Source organism: Devosia sp. MC532 (genome assembly GCF_016461625.1).
Lineage (GTDB): Bacteria > Pseudomonadota > Alphaproteobacteria > Rhizobiales > Devosiaceae > Devosia.
This window is the reverse complement of record NZ_JAEMNZ010000003.1, coordinates 238067-261052: the sequence shown is the minus strand read 5'-3', so window position 1 is coordinate 261052 and position 22986 is coordinate 238067. Positions and strand designations below refer to the sequence as shown.

25 protein-coding genes and 2 tRNA genes are annotated in these 22986 nt (G+C 57.9%); 16 read left to right on the top strand and 11 right to left on the bottom strand.

Translation table 11 applies throughout. The annotated features are described in order from the left end of the window. Positions 1-151: 151 nt before the first annotated feature. Positions 152-631, top strand: a complete 480-nt coding sequence (locus JHC09_RS05860) for an SH3 domain-containing protein (protein WP_248305889.1) — start codon at positions 152-154, stop codon at positions 629-631. On the opposite strand, the gene JHC09_RS05855 is transcribed toward JHC09_RS05860, so the two are convergent. Next, on the bottom strand, positions 628-1422 hold the full coding sequence (locus tag JHC09_RS05855) for a siderophore ferric iron reductase (protein WP_199531178.1): 795 nt from the start codon (positions 1420-1422) through the stop codon (positions 628-630). The genes JHC09_RS05860 and JHC09_RS05855 overlap by 4 nt on opposite strands. A gap of 173 nt (positions 1423-1595) precedes the next feature. Between JHC09_RS05855 and JHC09_RS05850 the strand changes: the two genes are divergently transcribed. From JHC09_RS05850 to JHC09_RS05830, 5 genes are all read left to right on the top strand, one after another. Further along, the gene (locus tag JHC09_RS05850) at positions 1596-2024 is read left to right on the top strand and encodes a TadE/TadG family type IV pilus assembly protein (RefSeq protein ID WP_169194254.1); all 429 of its coding nucleotides are present in this window, start codon (positions 1596-1598) and stop codon (positions 2022-2024) included. Further along, positions 2025-3677, top strand: a complete 1653-nt coding sequence (locus JHC09_RS05845; protein WP_199531177.1) for a pilus assembly protein TadG-related protein — start codon at positions 2025-2027, stop codon at positions 3675-3677. It begins immediately after the preceding gene. 122 nt (positions 3678-3799) lie between these two features. Continuing rightward, positions 3800-4699 (top strand): ABC transporter ATP-binding protein, encoded by a 900-nt coding sequence (locus JHC09_RS05840; RefSeq protein WP_199531176.1) that lies wholly within the window; start codon positions 3800-3802, stop codon positions 4697-4699. Next, positions 4696-5586 carry a hypothetical protein gene (locus JHC09_RS05835; RefSeq protein ID WP_182394648.1) on the top strand — a complete coding sequence of 297 codons (891 nt, stop codon included), beginning with the start codon at positions 4696-4698 and terminating at the stop codon, positions 5584-5586. The genes JHC09_RS05840 and JHC09_RS05835 overlap by 4 nt, the downstream gene beginning before the upstream one ends. An 88-nt stretch (positions 5587-5674) precedes the next feature. Next, entirely contained in the window at positions 5675-6481 is an 807-nt protein-coding gene (locus tag JHC09_RS05830) for a hypothetical protein (protein WP_199531175.1), read from the top strand. Positions 6482-6484: 3 nt separating this feature from the next. Here the strand turns inward: JHC09_RS05830 and JHC09_RS05825 are convergent, their stop codons facing one another. The 4 genes from JHC09_RS05825 to JHC09_RS05810 all read right to left on the bottom strand — a co-directional run bounded on the left by JHC09_RS05825 (position 6485) and on the right by JHC09_RS05810 (position 8741). Continuing rightward, positions 6485-7354, bottom strand: coding sequence for a glycosyltransferase family 8 protein (locus JHC09_RS05825; RefSeq protein WP_199531174.1), 870 nt, complete (start codon positions 7352-7354; stop codon positions 6485-6487). A 70-nt stretch (positions 7355-7424) separates the two neighbouring features. Then, positions 7425-8303 carry a glycosyltransferase family 8 protein gene (locus JHC09_RS05820; protein WP_199531173.1) on the bottom strand — a complete coding sequence of 293 codons (879 nt, stop codon included), beginning with the start codon at positions 8301-8303 and terminating at the stop codon, positions 7425-7427. Positions 8304-8533: 230 nt separating this feature from the next. Further along, positions 8534-8608: transfer RNA gene (locus JHC09_RS05815), tRNA-Glu, on the bottom strand. A 58-nt stretch (positions 8609-8666) separates the two neighbouring features. Further along, positions 8667-8741, bottom strand: a tRNA-Glu gene (locus tag JHC09_RS05810). 155 nt (positions 8742-8896) lie between these two features. On the opposite strand from JHC09_RS05810, the gene JHC09_RS05805 reads away from it, so the two are divergent. Genes JHC09_RS05805 through JHC09_RS05790 form a run of 4 tightly spaced genes read left to right on the top strand, consistent with a single transcriptional unit; the run spans position 8897 to position 12331 of the window. Beyond that, positions 8897-9787 (top strand): metal ABC transporter substrate-binding protein, encoded by an 891-nt coding sequence (locus tag JHC09_RS05805; RefSeq protein ID WP_248308899.1) that lies wholly within the window; start codon positions 8897-8899, stop codon positions 9785-9787. Beyond that, positions 9784-10653 carry a manganese/iron ABC transporter ATP-binding protein gene (locus JHC09_RS05800; protein WP_199531171.1) on the top strand — a complete coding sequence of 290 codons (870 nt, stop codon included), beginning with the start codon at positions 9784-9786 and terminating at the stop codon, positions 10651-10653. Before JHC09_RS05805 ends, JHC09_RS05800 begins: the two co-directional genes overlap by 4 nt. Then, entirely contained in the window at positions 10650-11501 is an 852-nt protein-coding gene (locus JHC09_RS05795) for a metal ABC transporter permease (RefSeq protein ID WP_199531170.1), read from the top strand. Before JHC09_RS05800 ends, JHC09_RS05795 begins: the two co-directional genes overlap by 4 nt. Further along, positions 11501-12331: a metal ABC transporter permease gene (locus JHC09_RS05790; protein WP_199531169.1), complete on the top strand. Its 831-nt coding sequence runs from the start codon at positions 11501-11503 to the stop codon at positions 12329-12331. The genes JHC09_RS05795 and JHC09_RS05790 overlap by 1 nt, the downstream gene beginning before the upstream one ends. Positions 12332-12384: 53 nt before the next feature. On the opposite strand, the gene JHC09_RS05785 is transcribed toward JHC09_RS05790, so the two are convergent. Next, a complete protein-coding gene (locus JHC09_RS05785) occupies positions 12385-12936 on the bottom strand; it encodes an ActR/PrrA/RegA family redox response regulator transcription factor (protein WP_169194266.1) in 552 nt (183 codons plus the stop codon). Positions 12937-12983: 47 nt separating this feature from the next. Next, positions 12984-14297: an ActS/PrrB/RegB family redox-sensitive histidine kinase gene (locus tag JHC09_RS05780; RefSeq protein WP_169194267.1), complete on the bottom strand. Its 1314-nt coding sequence runs from the start codon at positions 14295-14297 to the stop codon at positions 12984-12986. 135 nt (positions 14298-14432) lie between these two features. On the opposite strand from JHC09_RS05780, the gene JHC09_RS05775 reads away from it, so the two are divergent. The 4 genes from JHC09_RS05775 (at position 14433) to JHC09_RS05760 (ending at position 16854) form a co-directional block, all read left to right on the top strand. Continuing rightward, entirely contained in the window at positions 14433-14858 is a 426-nt protein-coding gene (locus JHC09_RS05775; RefSeq protein ID WP_169194268.1) for a DUF2852 domain-containing protein, read from the top strand. Between the two features lie 112 nt (positions 14859-14970). Beyond that, positions 14971-15702 (top strand): SprT family zinc-dependent metalloprotease, encoded by a 732-nt coding sequence (locus tag JHC09_RS05770; protein ID WP_199531168.1) that lies wholly within the window; start codon positions 14971-14973, stop codon positions 15700-15702. A gap of 61 nt (positions 15703-15763) precedes the next feature. Beyond that, the gene (locus JHC09_RS05765; RefSeq protein WP_169194270.1) at positions 15764-16114 is read left to right on the top strand and encodes a hypothetical protein; all 351 of its coding nucleotides are present in this window, start codon (positions 15764-15766) and stop codon (positions 16112-16114) included. A 59-nt stretch (positions 16115-16173) separates the two neighbouring features. Then, on the top strand, positions 16174-16854 hold the full coding sequence (locus tag JHC09_RS05760) for a L,D-transpeptidase (protein WP_169194271.1): 681 nt from the start codon (positions 16174-16176) through the stop codon (positions 16852-16854). Between the two features lie 73 nt (positions 16855-16927). On the opposite strand, the gene JHC09_RS05755 is transcribed toward JHC09_RS05760, so the two are convergent. Next, positions 16928-19672 carry a PBP1A family penicillin-binding protein gene (locus tag JHC09_RS05755; protein WP_199531167.1) on the bottom strand — a complete coding sequence of 915 codons (2745 nt, stop codon included), beginning with the start codon at positions 19670-19672 and terminating at the stop codon, positions 16928-16930. Between the two features lie 280 nt (positions 19673-19952). Between JHC09_RS05755 and JHC09_RS05750 the strand changes: the two genes are divergently transcribed. Together JHC09_RS05750 and JHC09_RS05745 are read left to right on the top strand one after the other, a co-directional pair. Beyond that, entirely contained in the window at positions 19953-20771 is an 819-nt protein-coding gene (locus JHC09_RS05750) for an alpha/beta hydrolase (protein ID WP_199531166.1), read from the top strand. 37 nt (positions 20772-20808) lie between these two features. After that, positions 20809-21330, top strand: a complete 522-nt coding sequence (locus JHC09_RS05745) for a hypothetical protein (protein WP_199531165.1) — start codon at positions 20809-20811, stop codon at positions 21328-21330. A 4-nt stretch (positions 21331-21334) separates the two neighbouring features. Here the strand turns inward: JHC09_RS05745 and JHC09_RS05740 are convergent, their stop codons facing one another. From JHC09_RS05740 to JHC09_RS05730, 3 genes are all read right to left on the bottom strand, one after another. Further along, positions 21335-21628, bottom strand: coding sequence for a type II toxin-antitoxin system HicB family antitoxin (locus tag JHC09_RS05740; protein ID WP_199531164.1), 294 nt, complete (start codon positions 21626-21628; stop codon positions 21335-21337). After that, positions 21615-21815 (bottom strand): type II toxin-antitoxin system HicA family toxin, encoded by a 201-nt coding sequence (locus JHC09_RS05735; RefSeq protein WP_199531240.1) that lies wholly within the window; start codon positions 21813-21815, stop codon positions 21615-21617. Before JHC09_RS05735 ends, JHC09_RS05740 begins: the two co-directional genes overlap by 14 nt. 107 nt (positions 21816-21922) lie before the next feature. After that, a complete protein-coding gene (locus JHC09_RS05730; protein WP_199531163.1) occupies positions 21923-22945 on the bottom strand; it encodes an LLM class flavin-dependent oxidoreductase in 1023 nt (340 codons plus the stop codon). Positions 22946-22986 lie beyond the last annotated feature (41 nt).

Sequence of the window (22986 nt, the reverse complement as noted above, 5' to 3'; positions counted from 1 at the left end):
ATTGAGCCAAGGTTCAGTGACCATTAAGGATCATGGGCTAGTGATAGGGCAATTCCGAACTGTCTGCAAAGTGATGTTGTTAGTGTCAGCCCTCGCGGGTCGCCTGCGCCCTATTCTTTTTACCGTCCTATCGCTGTGTGCAGTCCCCGTATTGTCCCCTGTCCCAAGCTTGGCGCAGGACAATCCGAGCGGTCTACCACTGCCCCGTTTCGTCACCACGCGCTCTAACCCGATCAACGTGCGCGTTGGCCCCGGCACCAAATACGAAGTCGCGTGGAATTATCTGGTATCGGGCGTTCCGGTCGAGATCATCCAAGAGTTCGACACGTGGCGTAAAATCCGCGATGCCGACGGCGAAGAGGGCTGGATCCACCAGAACCTGTTGTCCGGCAATCGTGCGGGCTACGCGCAGCCTCTGCTGGCCAATGGCGACGTGCTGATGCGCGCCAATCGCTCAGCCGAATCGGCTCCGCGCGCGCACCTCAAGGCGGGCGTGCGCGTCTCGGTCAGTGAGTGTGATGGGCAATGGTGTCAGGTGTCGGCCGGGCACCCCGGCGAACGCGCCAGCTATAATGGTTGGGTCAAACAGGAAGAACTTTGGGGCGTTTATCCCAACGAAGTCTTCGACTAATCCCGCGCATCAAGCTCGGCCACCGCATCATTGCGTTGGCGACGCAGGCGCAATTCGTCCTCTTGCTTCGGGCAAGAGGCGCAATAGGCGTCAGGGAAAGCCAGATAATCAAGGCAGCACCCCTTGCGGGCGGTAATCACCACCTGCCGCCCGTCAGCCAGATCGAGCGTTTCCAGCCCGCCCTGGCCCTTGAGCCCCATGGCCTCAAACCATAACGCGCAATAGCGATACTGCTCGGCAATGTTGGTTTCGGGCCGATAGTCGCCGAGCCGGATCATCAGGGAGAGCATGCGATCGGCCAAGAGGCGCAGCGCGGGCACGCGCTTAAGCTTGGTCACCGTATTGATCTCAGCCAAGGCGACATCGGCTAAGCCGCGCAGCTGTCGCCCGGCGTGCTCGATCATTTCTTCAAGACCACCCGAGAATTGTGGCGCTGGCACCAAGCGATAGCCATTGATGTCGTTGTTTTGGCGCGCCTGCGACAGCAGAGCCATATTGGGCACCGAGCCCACCACATGAGCGCCCAGCACAGCGAGATAGGCGGGTTGCCACATGACATTGGTCCAAAGCCGCACCGCGTAGAAGGGCTGTCCGGCGTTCGGGAACGAAAGCGCCAATTGCGCGTTCATATGCTGGAGGAAATCTACGTTATTGCCGCCCATCTGATACCAATTCGGTAAAGGGCCACCCGGTGCGCCTTTTAAAAATCCCGAGACTGTACCAGCGGTCGAGATAAAGCGCGTCAGCGCAATATCATCGGCGGAGGGGGCAAAAAGAAAGTTGCGCGTCAAGTCAGACTCTCCTGTTGGCTCTACCTAGCCTTTGATGGTGGCCTTGGAAAGGCACGTTGTGCGCGAATTTTAATACGTAGAAATCCCAATAGTATTTGGACGTTTGCTTTAACGGTTCAGTAGCGTGAGCGGATCAACCTAATGTTTTTAGGGTGTTAGCTGCGGAGGCATGCGTGTTTAGAGCCTATGCAAAACTACGTAGAAACTCTGATGGCGCGGCGGCGGTTGAGTTCGCCATCCTCACGCCGGTGTTTTTACTACTGCTCACTGGCATGCTCGCCTACGGAATTTACTTCGGCGCATCGCTGAGCCTGCAACAATTGGCAGCCGACGCGGCACGCACCTCAATTGCAGGGATCAACGATACCGAGCGGCGCAATCTGGTTGAGCGCTTTTTGATCAAAAATGCTGGGGCCTATATCCTTCTGAACACCTCCACAATCGCGCATGATTTTGAGATCACCCGCAAGGACGCCAACCAGTTTGCCGTCACCCTGACCTATGACGCTTCCGATCTACCGATCTGGAACCTCTACGTTCCGCTCCCCTTGCCGAGCAAAATAATCGAGCATCAAGCGACTATCCGGAATGGCGGCATTTAAATGCTCCCCCGATTTTGGCGCGACAGTTCTGCGAACATGGGCATCATGTTTGCTGTCGCCATTACCCTAGGCCTGCTCGTCTCAACCGTGGTGGTCGATGCTGGCTCACTCTATTATGACCGCCGCCAAATGCAGTCGGCCGTTGATCTAGCAGCCATCGCGGCCGCATCCGACCTGACCAAAGCTCAGTTTCTCGCGCATCAAACCCTCGTCGATGCCGGCCAACTGGCCCCCGGCGTGACCACTGGGCTGACAGTGACCCTCGGGCGCTATGACACGACCATAACCGATCCTGCCAAGCGCTTTGTCGCAGGCACTCAGCCCCACAATGCGGTCGATGTCGCTTTTACCAAGACAGGAACGCTCTACTTCGGCCAAAGCCTCATCGAGCCGCCTGCGCTCGCGGTTTCCGGGGCAGCGACACGCGTTCCAGAGGCGTCCTTTTACGTCGGGTCGCGCTTGGCAAGCCTGAATGATGGTCTCGCAAACTCGCTGTTGGGCGGTTTACTGGGCACGACGGTTTCCCTCAAGATTGCCGACTATAATTCGCTGATCGGCGCGCAGCTGGAATTGCTCAATTTCCTTGATGCTCTGGCCCAGGAGATGGACGTCAGTGTCGGCACCTATTCAGACCTCCTCACCATGGAGGCGACAGCTGGCCAAATTTCTCGAGCTTTGACGCAAACCACCTCGGGTCTCACCAAGTCGGTTCTCGACCTTCTGAACCAACAACCCCGATCCTCCGGCGCAGACGGCAGCACTGTCCCGTTGAACAATCTGATTTCGGTTGGGCGCATCGCCAACATGGCGCTCGGCGACGCGCGTGGCGTCGCTGGCCTGAAACTGTCGGCAATGGAACTGCTGGCAGCCGCGGCCTCCGTCAGCAATGGCGCTCGCATGATCGACCTCGGGCTCAATGCAGGTGTACCGGGCCTTGCCTCACTCCATCTCGCCTTGGCTGTTGGCGAACCGCCCAACAGAGTTGCGTGGTTTCAATTGGGGCCAACCAACACGATTGCCCGTACGGCACAAATCCGGCTCTATCTGAAGGCAGAGCTTTTGGGGGGGCTGGGCCTTCTGGGGGCCACTGTTACGCTCCCACTATGGATCGACGTTGCCTATGCCGAAGCCAAATTAACCGCGCTAACCTGCCCCAGCGCCGCAACGCCCAGAGGTTCCGCCGTGGTCCATGTCACCCCCGGCATCGCCCATGTCGGCATGTCGGACCTGCCACAAAGTCAGATATTGGACCTCACCAAAAAACCGGTCGGAAAATGGACCAAGATGATCGACGTCCTCTTGCTCAGCGTCAGCGGCCGGATCGATTTAGCGATCGGCCAAACCAAGGCGATACCGCTGAGTTTTTCATCTGCTGAGATTGCCGCTGGCACGGTTAAATCCGCCAAGACCAGCACCATTGTTGGCTCCGTGGGCACGGCCATTCTCACCGGCTTAGAATTGCGCATCGATCAACTGCCGCTTTTGGGCGTTGTCGATGTCATCACCGGCCTTGTGAGAGCACTGATCATGCCTTTAGCACCCACACTGGACATGACCATCGATGGGCTTCTATCTTTACTCGGTGTCAAACTGGGTGAGGCAGATGTGAAAGTGCTCGGCGTGCGGTGCGCCGCACCAACCTTGATCCGCTAAAAGCCCCTTCCGATTTCGCATCCTCTGCCACCATTGCTCATGCATCAGATGACGATGGTCACGCGTTAGGAACACCATTAGACCGCTGCATTAGGCAGCTCTGAGCCGAAAGGCATTTCTAGATGACCACGACGACTGCCGCCCCCGTGCCAATCGTGTCTGCGCGCGGCCTGAAAAAATCCTTCGGCGGGCGAGAAATTCTGCACAGTCTCGATTTCGATATCCCGCCCGGTCGCATCTACGGCCTGATCGGGCACAACGGCGCGGGTAAGACGACGACGCTCAATGCCATGCTGGGTCTGACCAGCTATCAAGGAAAAATGACGGTGTTGGGCCTCGACCCCTTCGCCCATCGCGCCCGTCTGATGCAGGACGTCGCCTTCATCTCCGATGTTGCCAGCCTGCCGCGCTTCATGCGCGTGCGCGAGCTCTTCGCCATGCTGCGCGACATCCACCCCAAGTTCAGCGTTGAGAAAGCCAAAAGCTTTCTCGAAGGCACAGACGTCAAGCCGGACGCCAAAATCAAAGCGCTTTCCAAGGGCATGCTGGCCCAACTGCACCTCGCCGTGGTCATGGCCATTGATGCCAAGCTCTTGGTGCTCGACGAGCCGACCCTTGGCCTCGACATCACCTACCGTAAGCGGTTCTACAAGCGTCTGCTCGAAGACTATATGACCGGCGAGCGCACCTTGATCATCACCACGCACCAAGTGGACGAGATCGAGTTTATGCTCACCGACCTGATCTTTATCCGCGACGGCTCCATCATTTTGGATGCCCCGATGGACGCCGTCTCAACCCGTTTTGCGCAGCTGGTGCTCAGCGATCCAGCCCATCAAGACGCCGCCCGCGCGCTCAATCCTGTGTATGAAGAAACCCGCTTTGGCCAGACTGTCATGATTTTCGACGGTATCGGTGCCGATCGTCTTGAGCCCTATGGCCGACTGTCTGCCCCAACCATTTCCGATCTCTTCGTTGCCATGATGGAACGACCGACCACCAGTGTGGGAGGCGCAAAATGAAGAGTTTTGTAGCCCTCATCCGTCGCGAATTTTTGGAACACAAAGGCGCGTTCTTCTACGCCCCGCTCGGGCTCGTGGCCGTTGTTTTGGCGCTCGCGCTTTTTGCCTTTGGCGTTAATCGCGTCGACTTTACCACCACCGGCCAATTGGCCACGGTCGTGCCCACTTGGGTGTTTGAAGCCAGCTATGCAGGCCTAGCTGGCGCTTGGCTGCTGTACCTCGCATTCGTACTGTTCTTCTATTGCGCTGATGGCTTTGCGGCCGACAAGCGCAACAATGCCATGTTGTTTTGGAAATCCATGCCGGTATCGGACTTCAAAGTTTTGATGTCCAAGCTGACCGCAGCCATCACGCTCTTGCCCGGTACGGTCTTTGCTGTCGCGCTCATCAGCCTCGCGCTTCTCTACGGCGTCGCCTATGTCGCCAGTATGGCCGCAGGCTTGGGCTCTGGGGAATTGCTGAGCGCGATTGTCGGCAGTTTTGGCCAGATGAGCCTCCTGTTCCTCGCCGTCGTCGCAGCAGGCCTCCTTTGGTATCTACCCTATATGGCTCTCGTTGGGTCGATGGCGACCGCCGTCGGGCGCTGGGCGATCCCTCTGTCGTTCTTTGTGCCGGCCCTCATCTCATCGGTTGAATGGGTCGCCTTGGGCGGGCCCCATCCCTTTGCGACGCGCACTTGGGAATTCCTCAATGCGCGTTCGCAATTGCCCATCGACACCGACTATGTCGGCTCAGTGCTAGATGGGGCATCCAATTGGAACACGGGTGAATTCACCACCCACTTCCTCTCCACCTATGATTGGCTGCAAGCGGGCATTGGTGTCGTTGTTGCCATCGTTCTCATGGTGGCGGCGTCCGAATATCGCCGACGCTCTGCAGCGAACTAAACCAGCATCACCGGGCGGAGATCATCTGCCCGGTTCAACCGCTCCATCAAACATGCTAGAGCGCGGCAAACAAACTTGCTGAGGCGCTATGACCCTGCCCACGATCGTCAGTTTTTGGCATGGCCCGCTCAGCTGGCTGGAGCACCTCTCCATCATCTCCTTCCGCCGCCGCGGCCATCCGGTTTCGGTCTATTCCTATGAGCGGATCGAGAACCTGCCCGAGGGCGCGGTGTGGCACGACGCCAATGAAGTCCTGCCGCAAGAAAAGCTGGTGTTCTACAAAGGCCGCGGCACGCCGGGGGTCTTCTCCGATCATTTTCGCTACGCCGCTCTCAAAGCGGGCCTTGGCATCTATTCAGATCTCGACATCTATTGCGTCCGCGCCATAGAGGGGCCGCCAGACTATCTCTTCGCTTGGGAGCGCCCGGGCTCGATCAATGGCGCGGTGTTGCACATCCTTGCCGACGCGCCGCTGCTGGCCGATCTGATGACCATCTTCACGCAGGAAAAGCGCCCACTCTTGGAGCCACACCTGCCGCCCCTGCGTCGTTACGAAGTGGCCATTCGCCGCCTTTTAGGCGATCGGGTCCCCCCTGAGCACATGCAGTATGGCGCGACCGGCCCGATGGCCCTGACCTACTATGTGCAAAAGCACGGGTTCAAGAACGCCGTCCGCTCCGCGGCAACTTTCTATCCCGTGCCCTATGAAGGCATTCCCGAGCTGATCAAAGCGGGGTCGAGCCTCGCATCGTCAGTAACAGCCGAAACCTTGGGCATTCATATCTGGCGCAGTCAGCTGACCAATCGCGGTCGCGGCGACATGCCCCTTCCTGAAGCAGGAAGCGCCCTTGCGCAGCTTTGCGCGGCCGAGAACTTCGACCCCACCAGCGTCTAAACCTTAGCCAATCCGCAGCGTCTTCTTCCACCACCGCTTCCAACGGTGCTTGGCAAAGCGATAAAACAGCTCATTGGTCATCACATGGCGATAGAGGCGGGCAAAGGCGACAGTGCGGAATAGACCCGCAAGCGTGCCCCACGGCTTCATATCGCCCGTGTAGTGAACAATGGCAGGGTCGAAGCTTTCGTGGACCACGCGCGCGTCAATAAGGTTCCAACGCCAATTGAGGCGATGCCACTTGCCCTTAAAAATGAGGTTGAGCAAATCCTGGTCGTAGTAGATGCGCTGCATAACCCCAGTCGCATAAGCCTCTTCCATCCGCGCAAGAATGTCCGCCTCACGCCATTTGGTAATGTCGATCAGGACCATGCCCGCGTTGAAGTAGTAATCCGCCGGATTAAAAATGTCGCGATTGCCCAAAAGATCGCGGCCGCCGGTGATCAGTGCACCCGCGGTATCGCGCACTGCAGCGATGGAATTGCCCTCTAGATCAATATCAAAGAGGTAGCGTACGTCATCGCGTACCATCATATCGCAATCGAGATACAGAATGCGCTCGACGTCCGGGCCAACGAGCTTATCGATCATCAATCGAGCATAGACGATGTTGGAGAGACGCTTGTTTTCCGGCATGCGGGTCGCAATGTCTCGGAAAAGGTCGGATTGATCGAGATCATACCAGCGCAGCTCGACGGCAAACTCTTTTCGTATTGCCTCAAGGTCGGCCTTATGGCGCGGGCTCAGCGTCCGGTGGCAGAGGTGAAAAACCAGCTCTTCAGGTGTCTGTGTAAATAAACAAACCGAACGCATGGTTGCGAAGGCTGGGGCCCAGAAATTCTCGTCAAATGTCAGGGCAATGTGCATAGCCATCGTTCATTCCATCCGCTTTTGCGCTTGCTTATGGCTGTTCACCAATAGCTATTCCGCTGTCAACTGCGCCTTAACGCCCAATACCCAATCGCTTTAGCCACCAACGCTTCCAGCGATGGCGCGCGAAACGATAGAAAAGCTCATTGGTCATGACGTGGCGATACCAACGCGCATAAGCCGTCGAGCGCATGATGCCGGCTCGCAGTGCCCAAGGCTTCGTCGCGTAAGTGAAATGCAAAATTGCCGGATCGAGGGCCTCGTGTGCCGGGTGAGCGTCGATCGTGTTCCAGCGCCATTCAAGCTGTGCCCAGCGACCACGGAAGATCAGGTTGAGCATATCCTGATCAAAATAGAGGCGAGACAGTACGCCGCTCGAGGCTAGCGCGGCGATCTCCGCAGGAAAGTCAATTCTGCGCCAAGCAACCAGATCAATCAGCAGAACCCCAGAATTAAAGTAAGGCTCAGCCCCGTCAAAGATATCAGCGTTTTGGCGTATGTCAGTACGCAAAGGAATGAAAGGAGACAAAGCCTCCTTCACGGCGCCTAAGTCAGCGCCGGCCAGATCCGTCTCATACAACTTCTCGATCGGCCAGCGGACCAGAACGTCAGTATCAAGATAAATGACCCGGCTGATGTCCGCTGGCAGCAGCTTTGTCAGCGCGAGACGCGCATAAACGATGGCAGGCCATCGCGCACTGGTGGGCAAGTTCTGAACCAGAGCCAGAAAATCTGGTTGGCTCTCCAGTGGATAGAAGTTGAGCTTGGCGCCATATTCAGAGGTGATCTTTTCCAAGTCCGCACGGTGCTCATCGCTGAGTGGGAAATGGAGCAGATGAAAGACCAAATCTTTCCGTCGCTGCGTCGAGATACAGATTGACCGCATCGTCGCATAGGCCGGCGCCCAAAAATTATCGTCGAATGCCAGCGCGATGTCGATTTGATCTGTCACGTATTAGCTGCCGAGGGCTGCGGCGGCCCCAGCGCAAACAGGACCGCTGCGAGCATCACCAAAATGAACTTTGTCATCTGTAGCATAAAGATTGAACCCTTCGCACCAATCTGCGCGGGTCTCACACCAAGTTCGCGTGGGAATGCTACCAAACCGTAATAGGCAATTCTCACACTGACCTGTTCCTAAGAACACAGCTCATGTTGCCAAACATATAAATGGGATGAAAATGGTACGCCCTAGGGGAATCGAACCCCTCTCTGCACCGTGAAAGGGTGCCGTCCTAACCGATAGACGAAGGGCGCATACCGTGATCCGAAGATCATCATAAGCCTTCGCTTCACGTGTTTTGTGAAGCACGAGTGGTACGCCCTAGGGGAATCGAACCCCTCTCTGCACCGTGAAAGGGTGCCGTCCTAACCGATAGACGAAGGGCGCATCAGTTCGTTGACCCGCATATGCCCCATCCCTTCCGCTTTGAGCAAGTGCCTTTTTTCATTCTCAAAAAACTTTCCACACGTGTGTTGACATACAAGTTGCTTCTTGCAAATGATTTGCAACTGCAACCTATTCATCTCCTCCTAGGAACATTCATGCGTCGTCGAAGTTTTCTTGTCGCCACCCTGCTCGCCACCGCTGCCTTCACCATGCCTGCCATTGCCCAGGAGCGCATAAAGGCCGTCACGAGCTTCACCATTCTCGCGGATATGGCGCGCAATGTTGCGGGTGACGCCGCCGATGTCGTCTCGATCACCAAGCCTGGCGCTGAAATACATAACTACCAGCCGACCCCCGGCGACCTCTTGGCAGCGCAGGACGCCGATGTCGTCTTGTGGAACGGCCTCAATCTCGAACAATGGTTCGAGCAATTCCTGGGCAATCTTCCCGATGTCCCAAGCTATGTGCTGACCGATGGCATCGCGCCTATCGGCATTGGCAAAGGCCCCTACGAAGGCAAGCCCAACCCCCATGCATGGATGTCGCCGACCGACGCGCTCATTTATGTCGAAAACATTCGCAAGGCCTTCGCTGAGGTGGACCCCGCCAATGCGGAAATCTACGCCGCCAACGCGCAAGCCTACAGCGCGCAGATCACAGCCACTGCCGAACCCATCCGCCAAGCCCTCGCTGGCGTGCCAGAAGACAAGCGCTGGCTCGTCAGCTCGGAAGGTGCGTTTTCTTATCTAACGCGCGATTTTGGTCTCAAAGAGCTTTATCTCTGGCCAATGAATTCTGATCAGCAAGGCTCGCCGCGTCAGGTGCGCGATGTGATCGATGCCGTCCGCGAAAATTCTATTCCGGTGATCTTCTCCGAATCGACCATTTCCTCGAGCCCTGCGGAACAAGTGGCGCGCGAGACCGGAATAGCCTATGGCGGCGTTCTCTATGTCGATTCACTCTCAGAACCTGATGGTCCAGTGCCGACCTATTTGGACCTTCTGCGCGTGACGACGACAACGATCGCACAAGGCTTGACGAAATGACCGACGCTGATGGGATTCTGGTCGACAATATCACCGTAGCCTATCGCAACGGCACAACGGCGCTCAAACAGGCCAGTTTCTCTAGCCCGCGCGGCTCCATCACCGCTTTGGTTGGCGTCAATGGCGCGGGCAAGTCGACCATTTTTAAGGCGATCATGGGCTTCGTGCCCGTGGTCTCCGGCCGCATTTCGATTTTGGGCCTTGATGGCAAAAACGCCCAGCGCCAAAACAAGGTCGCCTATGTGCCTCAGTCCGAAGACGTTGACTGGAATTTCCCAGTGCTCGTTGAAGACGTGGTGATGATGGGCCGCTTTGGTCACATGAACATGCTGCGCATACCCCGCCCTGTCGACCGTGAAAAAGTCGCGTCCGCTTTGGCGCGCGTGGATATGACCGCCTATGCCAAGCGGCAAATCGGCGAGCTTTCCGGCGGCCAAAAGAAGCGTGTGTTTCTTGCACGTGCCCTCGCACAGGAAGGCGAAGTCATCCTCCTCGACGAACCCTTCACCGGCGTCGATGTCAAAACCGAGGATGCCATTATTGCCCTGCTGCGCGACCTTCGCGACGAGGGCAAGGTGATCCTTGTCTCCACCCATAATCTGGGCTCTGTGCCGGAGTTCTGCGACCGCACGGTTTTGGTCAAAGGCACTGTCCTGGCCTATGGCCCCACGCCGGAAATTTTCACTCGCGAAAAGCTCGAAGTCGCGTTTGGCGGCGTCTTGCGCCATTTCGTTCTGTCTGGTGCAGGCCTGCATGACGATGACGATCCGCGCCACCTCTCGGTGCTGACGGACGATGAGCGCCCGCTTGTCCTTTACGGCGAGAAGGGCAATGAAACGCACCAGCAATCGAGCGACAAGCAATGATCGACGTCCTGCTTGAGCCGTTCGGCTACAATTACATGGTTAATGCCATGTGGGTTTCCGCCCTCGTCGGCGGGGTCTGCGCCTTTCTCTCGGCCTATCTCATGCTCAAGGGATGGTCGCTGATTGGCGACGCCCTTTCGCACTCCATTGTGCCCGGCGTTGCTGGCGCTTATATGCTGGGCCTGCCGTTCTCGCTCGGCGCTTTTCTCTCCGGGGGTCTGGCAGCTGGCGCCATGCTGTTTCTTACGCAGCGCACCAAGCTGCGCGAAGACGCGGTGATCGGGCTCATTTTTTCGAGTTTTTTCGGCTTGGGGCTGTTCATGGTTTCGGTCTCACCCACCGCGGTCGACGTACAGTCGATTGTGCTGGGCAATATCTTGGCCATCACCCCGAGCGACACGCTGCAGCTGGTCGTCATTTGCGCGATTACACTTCTGGTCATGGCCGTCATCTGGAAAGACCTTATGGTCACCTTCTTTGATGAAAACCATGCGCGATCGATCGGCATTCGCACCACGCTTTTGAAGCTGGTGTTCTTTGCGCTGCTCAGCGCTGCAACCGTTGCTGCCATGCAAACGGTTGGCGCGTTTCTCGTCATCGCCATGGTCGTCACGCCCGGCGCAACGGCCTATCTGCTCGCCGATCGCTTCCCTCGGCTGATCCTCATCGCCATCACACTGGGCGTGCTCACGAGCTTTTTGGGCGCGTATTTGAGTTATTTCCTCGATGGCGCCACGGGCGGCATCATTGTTGTGCTGCAAACGTTGGTCTTCCTCACAGCCTTTGTCTTCGCACCAAAGCATGGCTATCTCGCCGCGCGCCGCCGCATAGCCGAGGAGAACGCCTGATGGCTTGGTATGAATTAGCCCTGTGGCCGTTCCAACTGCCCTTCATGGTTCAAGCGATGGTCATTGCTGTTCTGGTGGCCATTCCAGCGGCACTGCTCTCGTGCTTTCTGGTGCTCAAGGGCTGGTCGCTCATGGGTGACGCGATCTCTCACGCTGTGCTTCCGGGCGTGGTTTTGGCCTATGTCGTGGGCCTACCCCTTGGTGTCGGCGCCTTTATCGCAGGCATGGTTTGCGCGCTTTCGGTTGGTTTTCTCAAGGAAAACAGCCGGATAAAGGAAGACACGGTCATGGGCGTGGTCTTTGCTGGCCTCTTTGGCCTCGGCATCGTTCTTTTCACCGCCATCGAGACCGATGTTCACCTCACCCATATTCTCTTCGGCAATATTTTGGGGACCAGCACCTTTGATCTCGTCCAGTCAGGGGTCATTGCTTTGGTCGTTACCCTGATCATCGGCGCGAAATGGCGAGACCTGATGCTCTTCATCTTCGATCCGCAGCAGGCCGGTGCCATCGGCCTGCGGACGAGGGTGCTGCACTACGGCCTTCTGGCGCTGATTTCACTCACCGTGGTGGGTGCATTGCAAGCCGTTGGCATTGTGCTCGTCATCGCCTTGCTGATTGCCCCGGGCGCTATAGCGTTTCTCATCACCAAGCGCTTCGGGACAATGCTGATCATCTCCGTGGTGGTCGCCACGGTGTGCAGCCTGCTTGGCGTCTATATCAGCTTCTTTCTCGACAGCGCTCCAGCCCCGACAATCGTCTTGCTCATGAGCGTGGTGTTCATCGTCGCCATGATCGGATCACGCCGAGCCAGCGTTGCAGCGGTCTAAAACAAAAATGGCGGGCCAAGGCCCGCCATTTTCTTGTTCAGTTTGCGTGTCGCTTAGCGCGGAGCGCGCTTGGCCAGAATGCGCTGGAGCGTCCGGCGGTGCATGTTGAGGCGACGAGCGGTTTCCGACACATTGCGATCACACAGCTCATAAACGCGCTGGATATGTTCCCAACGGACGCGATCGGCCGACATTGGGTTTTCCGGAGGTTCTGGCTTTTCTTCGCCGGTCGCCAACAGTGCGTTGATCACGTCGTCTGCGTCGGCAGGCTTAGACAAATAGTCCGTCGCCCCGAGCTTAACAGCGGTCACAGCCGTGGCGATATTGCCGTAGCCGGTCAGCACAACAGCCCGCGCATCGGCGCGCTTCTGATGCAGAGCCGAAACCACTTCCAGGCCATTGCCGTCTTCAAGGCGCATATCCACGACCGCATAGGCCGGCGCGCGCTCGTTGACGGCCGCAAGGCCTTCAGCAACCGAATTGGCAACACGTACTTCAAAACCACGGCGCGCCATGGCACGTTCGAGGCGGGTCAGAAAGGCGGCATCGTCATCCACAAGCAATAAGCTCGGGTCTCCTGCCAAAAGATCTTCTATCGTATCCATTGTTCTTCCTTAGGCGCTCGCAGCCTTTCCGTCAAAAGCCGGAGCTACTAACGCGACGACTGGCCATTCCGCTGCCACACGATATGTACGCGCGCATGACCATGTAGTTCAGCATTATCGAACGTGAGGCGAGCCCCGGTTCGTTCCAGAAGCGTCTTCGCGATGAAAATACCCAGCCCAAGTCCGCCGGGTTTATGCGCATCGCTACCGGCGGGGTCGCGCGGTCTGGTGGTTAGATAAGGCTCTCCGAGCCGTGCGGCAAGTTCTGGAGCAAAACCGGGACCATCGTCAATAATGCTGACGCTAATTCTTTCGTCATCCCACTTGGTCTCGATCCGAACCGTTTGCTTGGCGAAGTCGGTAGCGTTTTCAATAAGGTTACCAAGGCCGTAGAGCAATCCGACACTGCGCGGGAACACCGGAATGTCGCCTGTAACATCCTCTGAGTAAAAGAGGATGACCTTGCCCCGGCTTTCATGCGGACGGGCCACTTCATCTAGGATTTCGAGCAGTGGCGCCTCTGCGAACATCTCAGCAGGTTCGGACCCAAGATTGCGCAACTTCGCCAAGATTGCCCGACAGCGTGCGGCCTGTTCAATGATCAGTTCGATATCTTCGGCCAGTTGCGTCTTGGGCTCGACGTCGGCACGCATCTCTTTGGCAGCCAAAACAATTGTTGAAAGCGGTGTCCCCAGCTCATGGGCCGCCGCCGCCGCCAAACCATCGAGCGCGGAAAGCTGCTCGCGACGGGACAAAGCCAGTTCCGTCGCCGCCAGCGCATCGCCAATTTGGCGCGCGTCATAAGCAACCCGATTGGTGTAGGCGGTGATGAAAACCGCCCCACACACGATCGACACCCAAATCCCGATCACAAATATGCGATCAAAGACCAAATCCTCACCCGGCATCCATGGCAGGGGCAGGTGCAGGATGGAAATCACCGATGCACAGGCCGAAACCATGAAGGCGATGAGAAAGGCCTGCTTGGCCGGGAGCGTCGTCGCTGCAACCGAAACCGGCGCGAGAAGAAGAATACAGAAGGGATTGGTTAGCCCCCCGGTGAGCGCCAGCAATCCCGCCAATTGGCAGACGTCAAAGGCCAGCAGCCAGCCAGCGGCGCGGGCCGTCAACCGGCCCATGGAGCCGAAGCGCAGCACCATCAAGATATTGAGGAGCGCCGAAAAAGCGATAAGGCCCAGGCAGCTCCACAAGGGCAATGGGAAGCCCAGCCCCCAATGCACAAACAGCACCGCCCCCGTCTGACCCGCCACAGCGAGCCAGCGCAACAGCACTAGGGTCTGCATTCGCAATGGGCGCCAAGGCTCTGGCGCTAATGGGGAAACACTCGTGAATTCGCTCATCTAATGTCCTCGTTCGCTTCCGCGCTTAGGGACGTGCCGTGGCGATTTCAAGAGTAAAATACCGGTAGGCACACGCTTGATCCTGTCCCAAAACAGAACCACCTCCTGTGCAGTGACACAGGAGAGTGCAACAACATGAGCACAGCAATTATCAAACCGCAATGGTCGCCCCTCACCATCACGTTGATGGTGCTGGGCTTTATCTTCTTCTTCCCCGCCGGCTTGGCCATGCTGGCCTATATTTTGTGGGGCGAAAACTTTGGCGGCTCTGCCGAAAAGGCACAGCGCTATGTGAACAAGGGAACAGACTTCGTGCGCAATATGACCAAGAAATCCTCGGGCCCAGTATTCACCGCTGGCGGCTCGGGCAACGCCGCTTTTGACGACTACCGAGCCGAACAACTCCGTCGCCTCGACGAAGAGCGCGCCCGTCTCGACGCCGAAGTTGGAGCGTTCCAGGAATATATGGCGAACCTGCATAAGGCGCGCGACCGTGAAGAGTTCGATCGCTTCATGTCTGAGCACCGCGGCTCCCGCCAAGGTTATAGCGACAACACCTAAGCCCCATCATCATCCCTCCCCACTAGCGCCCTTCGGGGCGCTTTTTCTTTGCCTTTTGCCCGCTCTGTTTGGCTAAACTGGCACCACCGACTCACCCCTCCTGAAAGTGCCCATGCTGTCGTTCCTGCGTGCTCGTGCCAACAAACCTCCCAGCGAAACCAAGGTCGAGTTCGCAGGGCGGGTTGTCACTGTGAGCGTAAAGACCAGCGCGCGCGCCAAAAGCTTTCGCCTCTCGCTGCCGCCTGCCGGGCCGCTGCTGACCATTCCGGTTAAATCGCGCTGGGCGGACGCTGAAGCCTTTCTCCATCGCCACACCGATTGGCTGGCCGAACGCCTGCCCATTGGCGCTGGGCCACAAATCTTGGCGCCCGGGGTTGAGCTGCCGGTGCGTGGGCTCGCCTATCAGATCATCGCCTCGGGCCAAGTGCGCGGGCGGGTAGAAGTCCTCCCAGACCGGCGGATCAGCGTGCCCGGTGCGCCCGAACACCTGCCGCGCCGTCTCTATGATTGGCTCAAGGCTGAAGCCCTCCACGACCTCACGGCCCAAAGCGCCTTTCACGCCCAACGGCTCGGGGTCAAAGTGGAAAGCGTCCGCCTGCGCAGCCAAGCAAGCCGCTGGGGCTCGTGCTCCTCAACGGGCTCGATCAATTACAATTGGCGGTTGATCCTAGCGCCGCCCCATGTGCTCGATTATGTGGCCGCCCATGAGGTTGCCCATCTCGTTGAGATGAACCACTCACCAGCCTTCTGGGCGACGGTGGAGCGCACCCTGCCCGATATGGAGCGCGGACGAGCGTGGCTAAAAACACACGGCCGCCAACTCATGTCGTGGCAAGCTCCTTAAAAACCACGTCTTTCCGCGTTCGGTCTTGTTTGCGCCGCATTGTCTCGGTTAGGAGCGAGCTATGAAACGCCTGCTCGTGCTCATCGCCATGCTGTTCACCTTCGCCAATATGGCGGGGAGTGTCTTGGCGCATTCGCATCGCTATGTGGTCGATGTCGCGCAGCCGCTCGTGGTTCTCAACCACGTCGATGAGGACAATCGCCCGATCCCCGTCGTGGTCAAAATCCAGCCCTGTGGGCATATCGACCTCGGCAATGGCTTGGTTCTCTCCTGTGGTTCGCACCTCGCAATTGCGCCCGATGTGCCGCAATTGCCTAAGACCGAAGGCGAAGATCATCATGTTCTGATGGTTGATGAGACCGCCCCTGCAGGCACGCGTTTGAGTATTTTGCGGCCACCGCGGCACGGCTAGTTCGCCGTCACGCCCTCTTCCCGCACATACTCTCGGCCCCTTGGGCCCAAGGATTTCATATGACTATCGCTCTCGACGCGACGCTGTCGCGCCGCACCTTGCTGGCAGGCCTCGCCAGCACCAGCGCTTTGCTTCTGGCCGGTTGCGCCACCACCGCGCGCCCAAGCGCTCCCGTTGAGCCACTGCGCCCCATCGTGCCACCCGATGTCGCCATGATGTACGGCCCATTGCCGCTCGAAGAATTCCCTATTCCGGCGGCTGATGTGTCCCTCATGGACCCGCGCTTCTGGCGTCAGGAAGTCGAAAACATCACCGGTCAGCCACAGCATACCGTTGTCGTCGATACGGCCAATTTCGTTCTCTACTGGACCATGCCGAACGGCCGCGCCATGCGCTATGGCGTCGGTCTCGGCCGCGCTGGCTTTGAGTGGTCCGGCGAAGGTCACATTGCTTACAAGCGCAAATGGCCAGTGTGGACCCCGCCTGCCGAAATGATCCTGCGTCAGCCCGAGATCGAAAAGTACCGTCACGGTCAGCCGCCTGGCCTCGACAATGCTCTGGGCGCGCGCGCGCTCTATATCCATCAGGGCCAGAAGGACACGCTCTACCGTATCCACGGCACCATGGACGTCCCCACCATTGGCAAGGCCGTATCGAGCGGCTGTGTGCGCTTGCTCTTCCACGATGTCATCGATCTGCATGATCGCGTCATTCCGGGCTCAAAGATCGTCGTTATCTAATCGGCCCATGCCACCAAACAAAAAGGCCCCGGACACGTGTCCGGGGCCTTTTGTATGATGATGTGTGTGGTCCTCAGTTGCCGAAGATCATGTCCATCAGGGTGCGCTGGCTGTTCTCGTTCTGATAGACAGGCTGCTGTCCCAGATCGGCCGGTGGCGCAAATTGCTGACCACCATTGGGCACTTGCTGGATCACCTGATCACCCCAAATGGTTGTGGGCTGCTGCTGTTGGATCGGCTGGTTCTGTGACACTGGTGCACTTGGCACCCAAACCTGCTGCCCCGTCTGAGGGTCAACAATGAGCGTCATCGGCATCCCGGTTTCCGGATCAATCGGCGCCTGCCCAAACCCCTGATCAATCGGCGCTTGGCCGAAGCCCTGATCAACGCCCTGCTGGCCCATAGGCATGCCGGTGTTCGGGTCAATCTGGCTCGACAAGGGTAGACCGGTGTTGGGATCAATCTGCATGCCAGATGCAGGATCTGTACCCACGCCCGGCTGCATCATGCCGCCGCCCGCTTGCGGGTTCGCCAAGGGCTGCAGACCTTCAATGGGCTGTCCGGTGTTCGGATCAACGCCAAAAATCTGCCCGGTGTTCGGGTCCTGCACGGTCTGAACCGGCTGGCCTGTACCACCATCGACATATTGAACCATCGGCATGCCGGTATTGGGGTCAATCGCGACCTGTCCGGTGTTTGGATCGATCATCTGCTGGGCCACCAATTGGCCGGCGTAGCTGCCACCGGGAATTGGATTTGGCGATTTGCCTTCCAGCGCCTTGGTCATGAAATCACGCCAGATGGTGGCCGGAACATTGCCGCCCGAAAGCTTGGTGCCCTTATTGTCGTCATTACCCAACCACACGCCGGTGATCATGGCCGAGGTGTAGCCCACAAAGAGCGCGTCTCGGCTTTCCTGCGATGTGCCGGTCTTGCCGCCAACCTGCCAGCCGCCAAGGTTCGCCCCACGACCGGTGCCCACTTCAACAGCGGTTTCCATCATGTCGTTCATATAGGCGAGCGTTGTTGGGTCGATCACACGGCCCGGACCAGCTGTAGAGGCTTCATAGAGCACATTGCCTTCCATATCGGAAATCTTGGTGATCACGTTTGGAATAACGCCATTACCCCCGTTAGCGAACGGCACATAGGCATTGGTCAACTCAAGCAGATTCACTTCCTGCGTGCCCAGCGAGATCGAAGGCACGGCCGTGAGATTGGACGAGATGCCCAAACGCATCGCCACTTCCACGACCTTTTCAGGGGTCACGTCAATCGCCAGACGCGCTGCAATCGTGTTGAGCGAGTAAGCCAACCCCTGACGCAGCGTCACCGTGCCTGAATACTTGCCAGTCGCATTTCGCGGGCTCCAGCCATTGTAGTCAAACTGGGCATCCTCAGCCAAGGTCTCGGGCGTATAGCCCTTTTCCATAGCTGCGAGGAACACGAATGGCTTGAAGGCCGAACCGGGTTGGCGCTTTGCCGTCACAGCGCGGTTGTACTGGCTCTGCTGATAATCAACACCGCCCACCATAGCGCGGACCGAACCATCAATATCCATCGCCACCAAAGCGCCCTGCGTAAAGCCGCGCTTTGGCCCTTCACTGGCAACAGCTTCCTTGACGATAAACTCGGCGTCGCGCTGCAGCTTGTAATCGATGGTTGTCTGCACAACCACGTCACCAGAAATATCGCCGATATAGGCGGTCATCAGGCTTTCAACCCAGTCCGCAACATAGCTTTCTGCGCCGGCCACGACGGTGCGAACCTGTTGGTCAGGGTTGATCTGGGCCGCCGAGGCTTCAGCGGTCGAGATATAGCCCTCTTGCGCCATGGCATTGAGCACAAGGCGTTGACGGTTCTTGGCCGTTTCAGGGTTTGTCTTCGGATTATAGGCCGACGGCGCAGGCAGAATACCCACCAGCATCGCAGCCTGTCCGAGCGAGAGATTGCGCGCCGACACACCAAAATAGGTCTGTGCCGCCGCTTCGATCCCATAGGCACCAGCGCCGAAATAGACGCGGTTCATATAGAGTTCGAGAATTTCTTCCTTGGTAAAGCTCTGTTCGAGCCAGACCGCCAAAATGGCTTCCTGCACCTTTCGACCAAGCGTTTGGTCTGGGGTCAGGAATAGGTTCTTTGCCACCTGCTGGGTCAGGGTCGATGCACCACGGGTCACACCGCGCGCTTGGATGGATTCCACCGCCACAGCCATCAGACCGATCGGATCGACACCAAAATGGCTCATAAAGCGACGGTCTTCCGAAGCGATGAACGCAGCCGGGACATAGCTTGGCAATTCGCGGAAGGTGATCGCTTCACCCCCGGTCTGACCGCGGTTGGAAATCAGGCTGCCATCTGCCGCCAGAATACGAATATTGGGCGGACGCTCTGGGATCGCCCAAGTGTCGGACGACGGCAGCTGCGCGCCGTAATAAACGATGACGCCAATAACGGCCAAGCCGCCCCATAGGCAGGCCACAAAGCCCCACCACACAAGGCCGAGCAGGAAACCGCCTGAACGTTTCTTACGCTTTTTCTGACGCGCTGGCTGTGCTTTGCCGCGACGCGCGGGCTTTTCGCCTCTCGGAGGCTTGCCGCCACCCGAACCGCCACGACCGCCATTGCCCCCGCGCCCTGACCCACCGCCGACGCGCGGCGGTTCGGCATCAACCGAGAAGCTCATGCTCTCGCCCATGCTGGCACCAGACAGGGACGGCTCTTGACGCTGCCCCTTAGGCGCGGTGCGGCTTTGAGCTTTACCCTGCGATTTGGCTGGGGCACCAACGCGGTCATCGGCCGAAATGCGGAAGTCCATCAAGCAGTCCTGTCCAGAAGTGGATTACGCAGCTTCTACCTCTTTCCCAAGCTGAGGGAAACCACGGCCGAGCGAATGGAGAAGATGAACGCACCCTTCCCCATTGCTTCGCAGCGCGATTGCGCCTTATCGCCCCAAAATGTGGCACTTTGTAGAGCGTTTAGCGGCTCACCGATCCGTGTAGAAACAAGGGTGTAGGCTTAACCCATGCGCGCAAGAGCCGACACTTGGGAACAATTTGGGGCCACCACCCTTCTCAGGAAAACCCCTGGAGGCTGATATGCCCTATCTCAACACCCGTGACGGCACCGCGCTCTATTACAAGGATTGGGGCACAGGACGCCCTGTGATCCTGCTTCATGGCTGGCCCCTCTCATCCGACAGCTGGGACGATGGCGCTCTGGCGCTAGCCGAGGCGGGCTTCCGCGCCATCAGCTATGACCGCCGGGGATTTGGCCGATCTGAACAGCCTTGGGACGGCTATGATTACGACACGCTGGCCGATGATCTCGCCGATGTTATTGCCCATACCGGGGCAGACGATGTGGCCCTCGTTGGCTTTTCCATGGGCGGGGGCGAAGTCGCCCGCTATATGTCCCGCCACGGTGGCGCTAAAATCAGCCAAGCAGCGCTAGTCGCCTCCGTCGTTCCCTATATGCTCAAGACCGAGGACAATCCCAACGGCACGCCGCAATCGGTTTTCGACGACATGACCGCAGGCATGAAAGAGGATCGTGCCAAGTTCTTTGCCAGCTTCTTTCAGGACTTTTTCGGGATTGGCCTGTTCGGCAACGCCACCTCTGACGAAGAAGTCCATCACGCTTGGACCGTTGCCATGCAGGCAGGGCTAAAACCAACTCTAGCCTGCGCTGCGGCGTTTGCCACGACCGATTTCCGGCCCGATCTTGCAGCCTTTAAAGTGCCAACCCTCATCATTCACGGCACCAAGGACAAGACAGTGCCGATTGAAGCCTCCGCGCATGCCGCTGCCGCCGGGATCAAGGATGCGACCCTGATCGAATACGATGGCCCGCACGGGCTCTTTGCGACCCACAAAACCGAGTTGGTCGCAGACCTGATCCGCTTCCTCAAAACCTAGGCTTGTCACTGCCACAATTTGCGGCGAGAACAACCAAATGCGTCTTTGGCTTTCGGTTCTTTTCGCCGTGTTCTCCTGCGTTGTCCCAACGCAAGCAGACCCTATTGGCCGCGCGCTCGACGATGCGAAAGCTTATTTTCGCTCTGCTGCGCCCGCACTGAACGGCGCTGCCTTCGACATCGATCTGCGCGCCTATAGCGACGCCCTCGAGCACCGCCGTTTTACCTCACCCTATTGGGGCAAAACCGTCGAGCTCATCATTTTCGATCAGCCCGACACCAGCGGCCTCTGCGGTAAGTTTGCGGCATTTGTCACCACCCCGCCGCGCGATGGTACAATCACGCTAACCCTCTGCCCGCAGTTTTCGCGGCAAGGCTCCGATGGGTTACGCACCCTCACCATTTTACATGAGCTTGTTCACGTCGTCGCCGGACCAGACGAATGCCGCGCTATGGCCTTCGCTGCGCAGGTAGAATTTTTGGCCTCAGGCTCTTTTTCGCGCGTAGATGCCTATTGGGAGGCCAATAAATGCCAGCACTCTGCCCATAAAATGCCATAGCGGGCTACTCCGCTGCGGCGTAGTATTGCGCAGACGGTTTAACCAGCGCCACGACGGCATCTTGCGACGCTAATCGAAAGGCAGGATCGGCCCGCAAGGCATCGAGATCGCGTGGTTTGGGCAAGTCGCCATCCCAGTCATCAAATGCGAACTCCAGCACGGCGGCAGCTTCGGCGACAGCTTCGTCCAAGGTCGAAGCAACAGCAGTTACGCCGGGGACATCGGGAAATGACGCACCATAACCCGAGCCCTCGTCCTTGTGGATCAGAACCACATAGTGAGCACTAGCTGTTGTCATCTAACCAACCCGCCTGTCGATAAATCGAACGCGCCGTTCCCGTCGGAATGTCCCGCCTAGGATGCGTTACAATAACGAGTTTTCCGGTCATTGGATGCTTAAATTTGTGATGGGACCCGCGCACCGAAATCAACACAAAACCATCGTGTTCAAGCCGCTTGATGATCAACCGGCTGTCTTTCAACAGGTGCTCCATAGCGCCACTGAACACGGCACGTACAGGGCAGACAAGCTGGCAATTCTCCGCCGTAAAAAAGCCGACCAGTCGAAAATCGAGAGGTCGGCTTTATTCTGTTAGCGCCAGCCTAGCGCCGGGGCCACGTGCTTGAGAATGTTCTCGATCACGTGAGCATTATAGTCGACGCCCAATTGGTTCGGCACCGTGATGAGCAGGGTGTCCGCTTCAGTAATCGCCTCATCCTGCCGCAGCTCCTCAATAATCCGCTCCGGCGCGCCAGTATACCCGCGCCCAAACACAGCGCGTTTTTCTGGCTCAATATAGCCGAACTGATCTTCCTCACGCTGACCTGCCCCAAAGTAGGCTCGGTCCTCGTCAGAGGTGATCGCAAAGATCGAACGGCTCACAGAAACACGCGGCTCCCGCTCATGTCCCGCTTCCTTCCATGCAGCCCGATAGGCCCGAATTTGCTCGGCTTGCTGAACATGGAAGGGCTTGCCGCTCTCATCAAATTTGAGCGTCGAAGACTGCAAATTCATGCCAAGCTGCGCAGCCCAAATCGCCGTCGCGTCACTCGCTGCACCCCACCAAATTCGGTCACGAAGACCTTCAGAATGTGGCTCGAGACGCAGGAGACCCGGAGGATTAGGGAACATCGGCCGTGGGTTAGGCTGCGCGAACCCGCGCCCCTTCAACACCTCCCAGAAGATCTCGGCGTTTTGGCGCGCCATGTCCTGATCGGTCTTTCCTTCTTCCGGGTTGTAGCCGAAATAGCGATAGCCATCGATCACCTGCTCCGGCGAGCCGCGGCTAATACCAAGCTGCAAACGTCCACCGGCAATGAGATCGGCTGCGCCAGCGTCCTCCGCCATATAGAGCGGGTTCTCATAGCGCATATCGATAACGGCCGTGCCGATTTCGATCTTTTTGGTTTTCGCGCCGATCGCGGCCAAAAGGGGGAAAGGCGAAGCCAGTTGGCGGGCAAAATGGTGCACGCGGAAATACGCGCCATCAGCGCCAAGTTCTTCTGCGGCAACAGCTAAATCAATCGACTGCAGCAAAACGTCCGAAGCGCTTCGCGCTTGGGAATTGGGTGCAGCACTCCAATGTCCAAAGGACAAAAAGCCAATCTTTTTCATGGCAAACCTTTCAGCGCTATGACGCAACATTGACAGCCAAT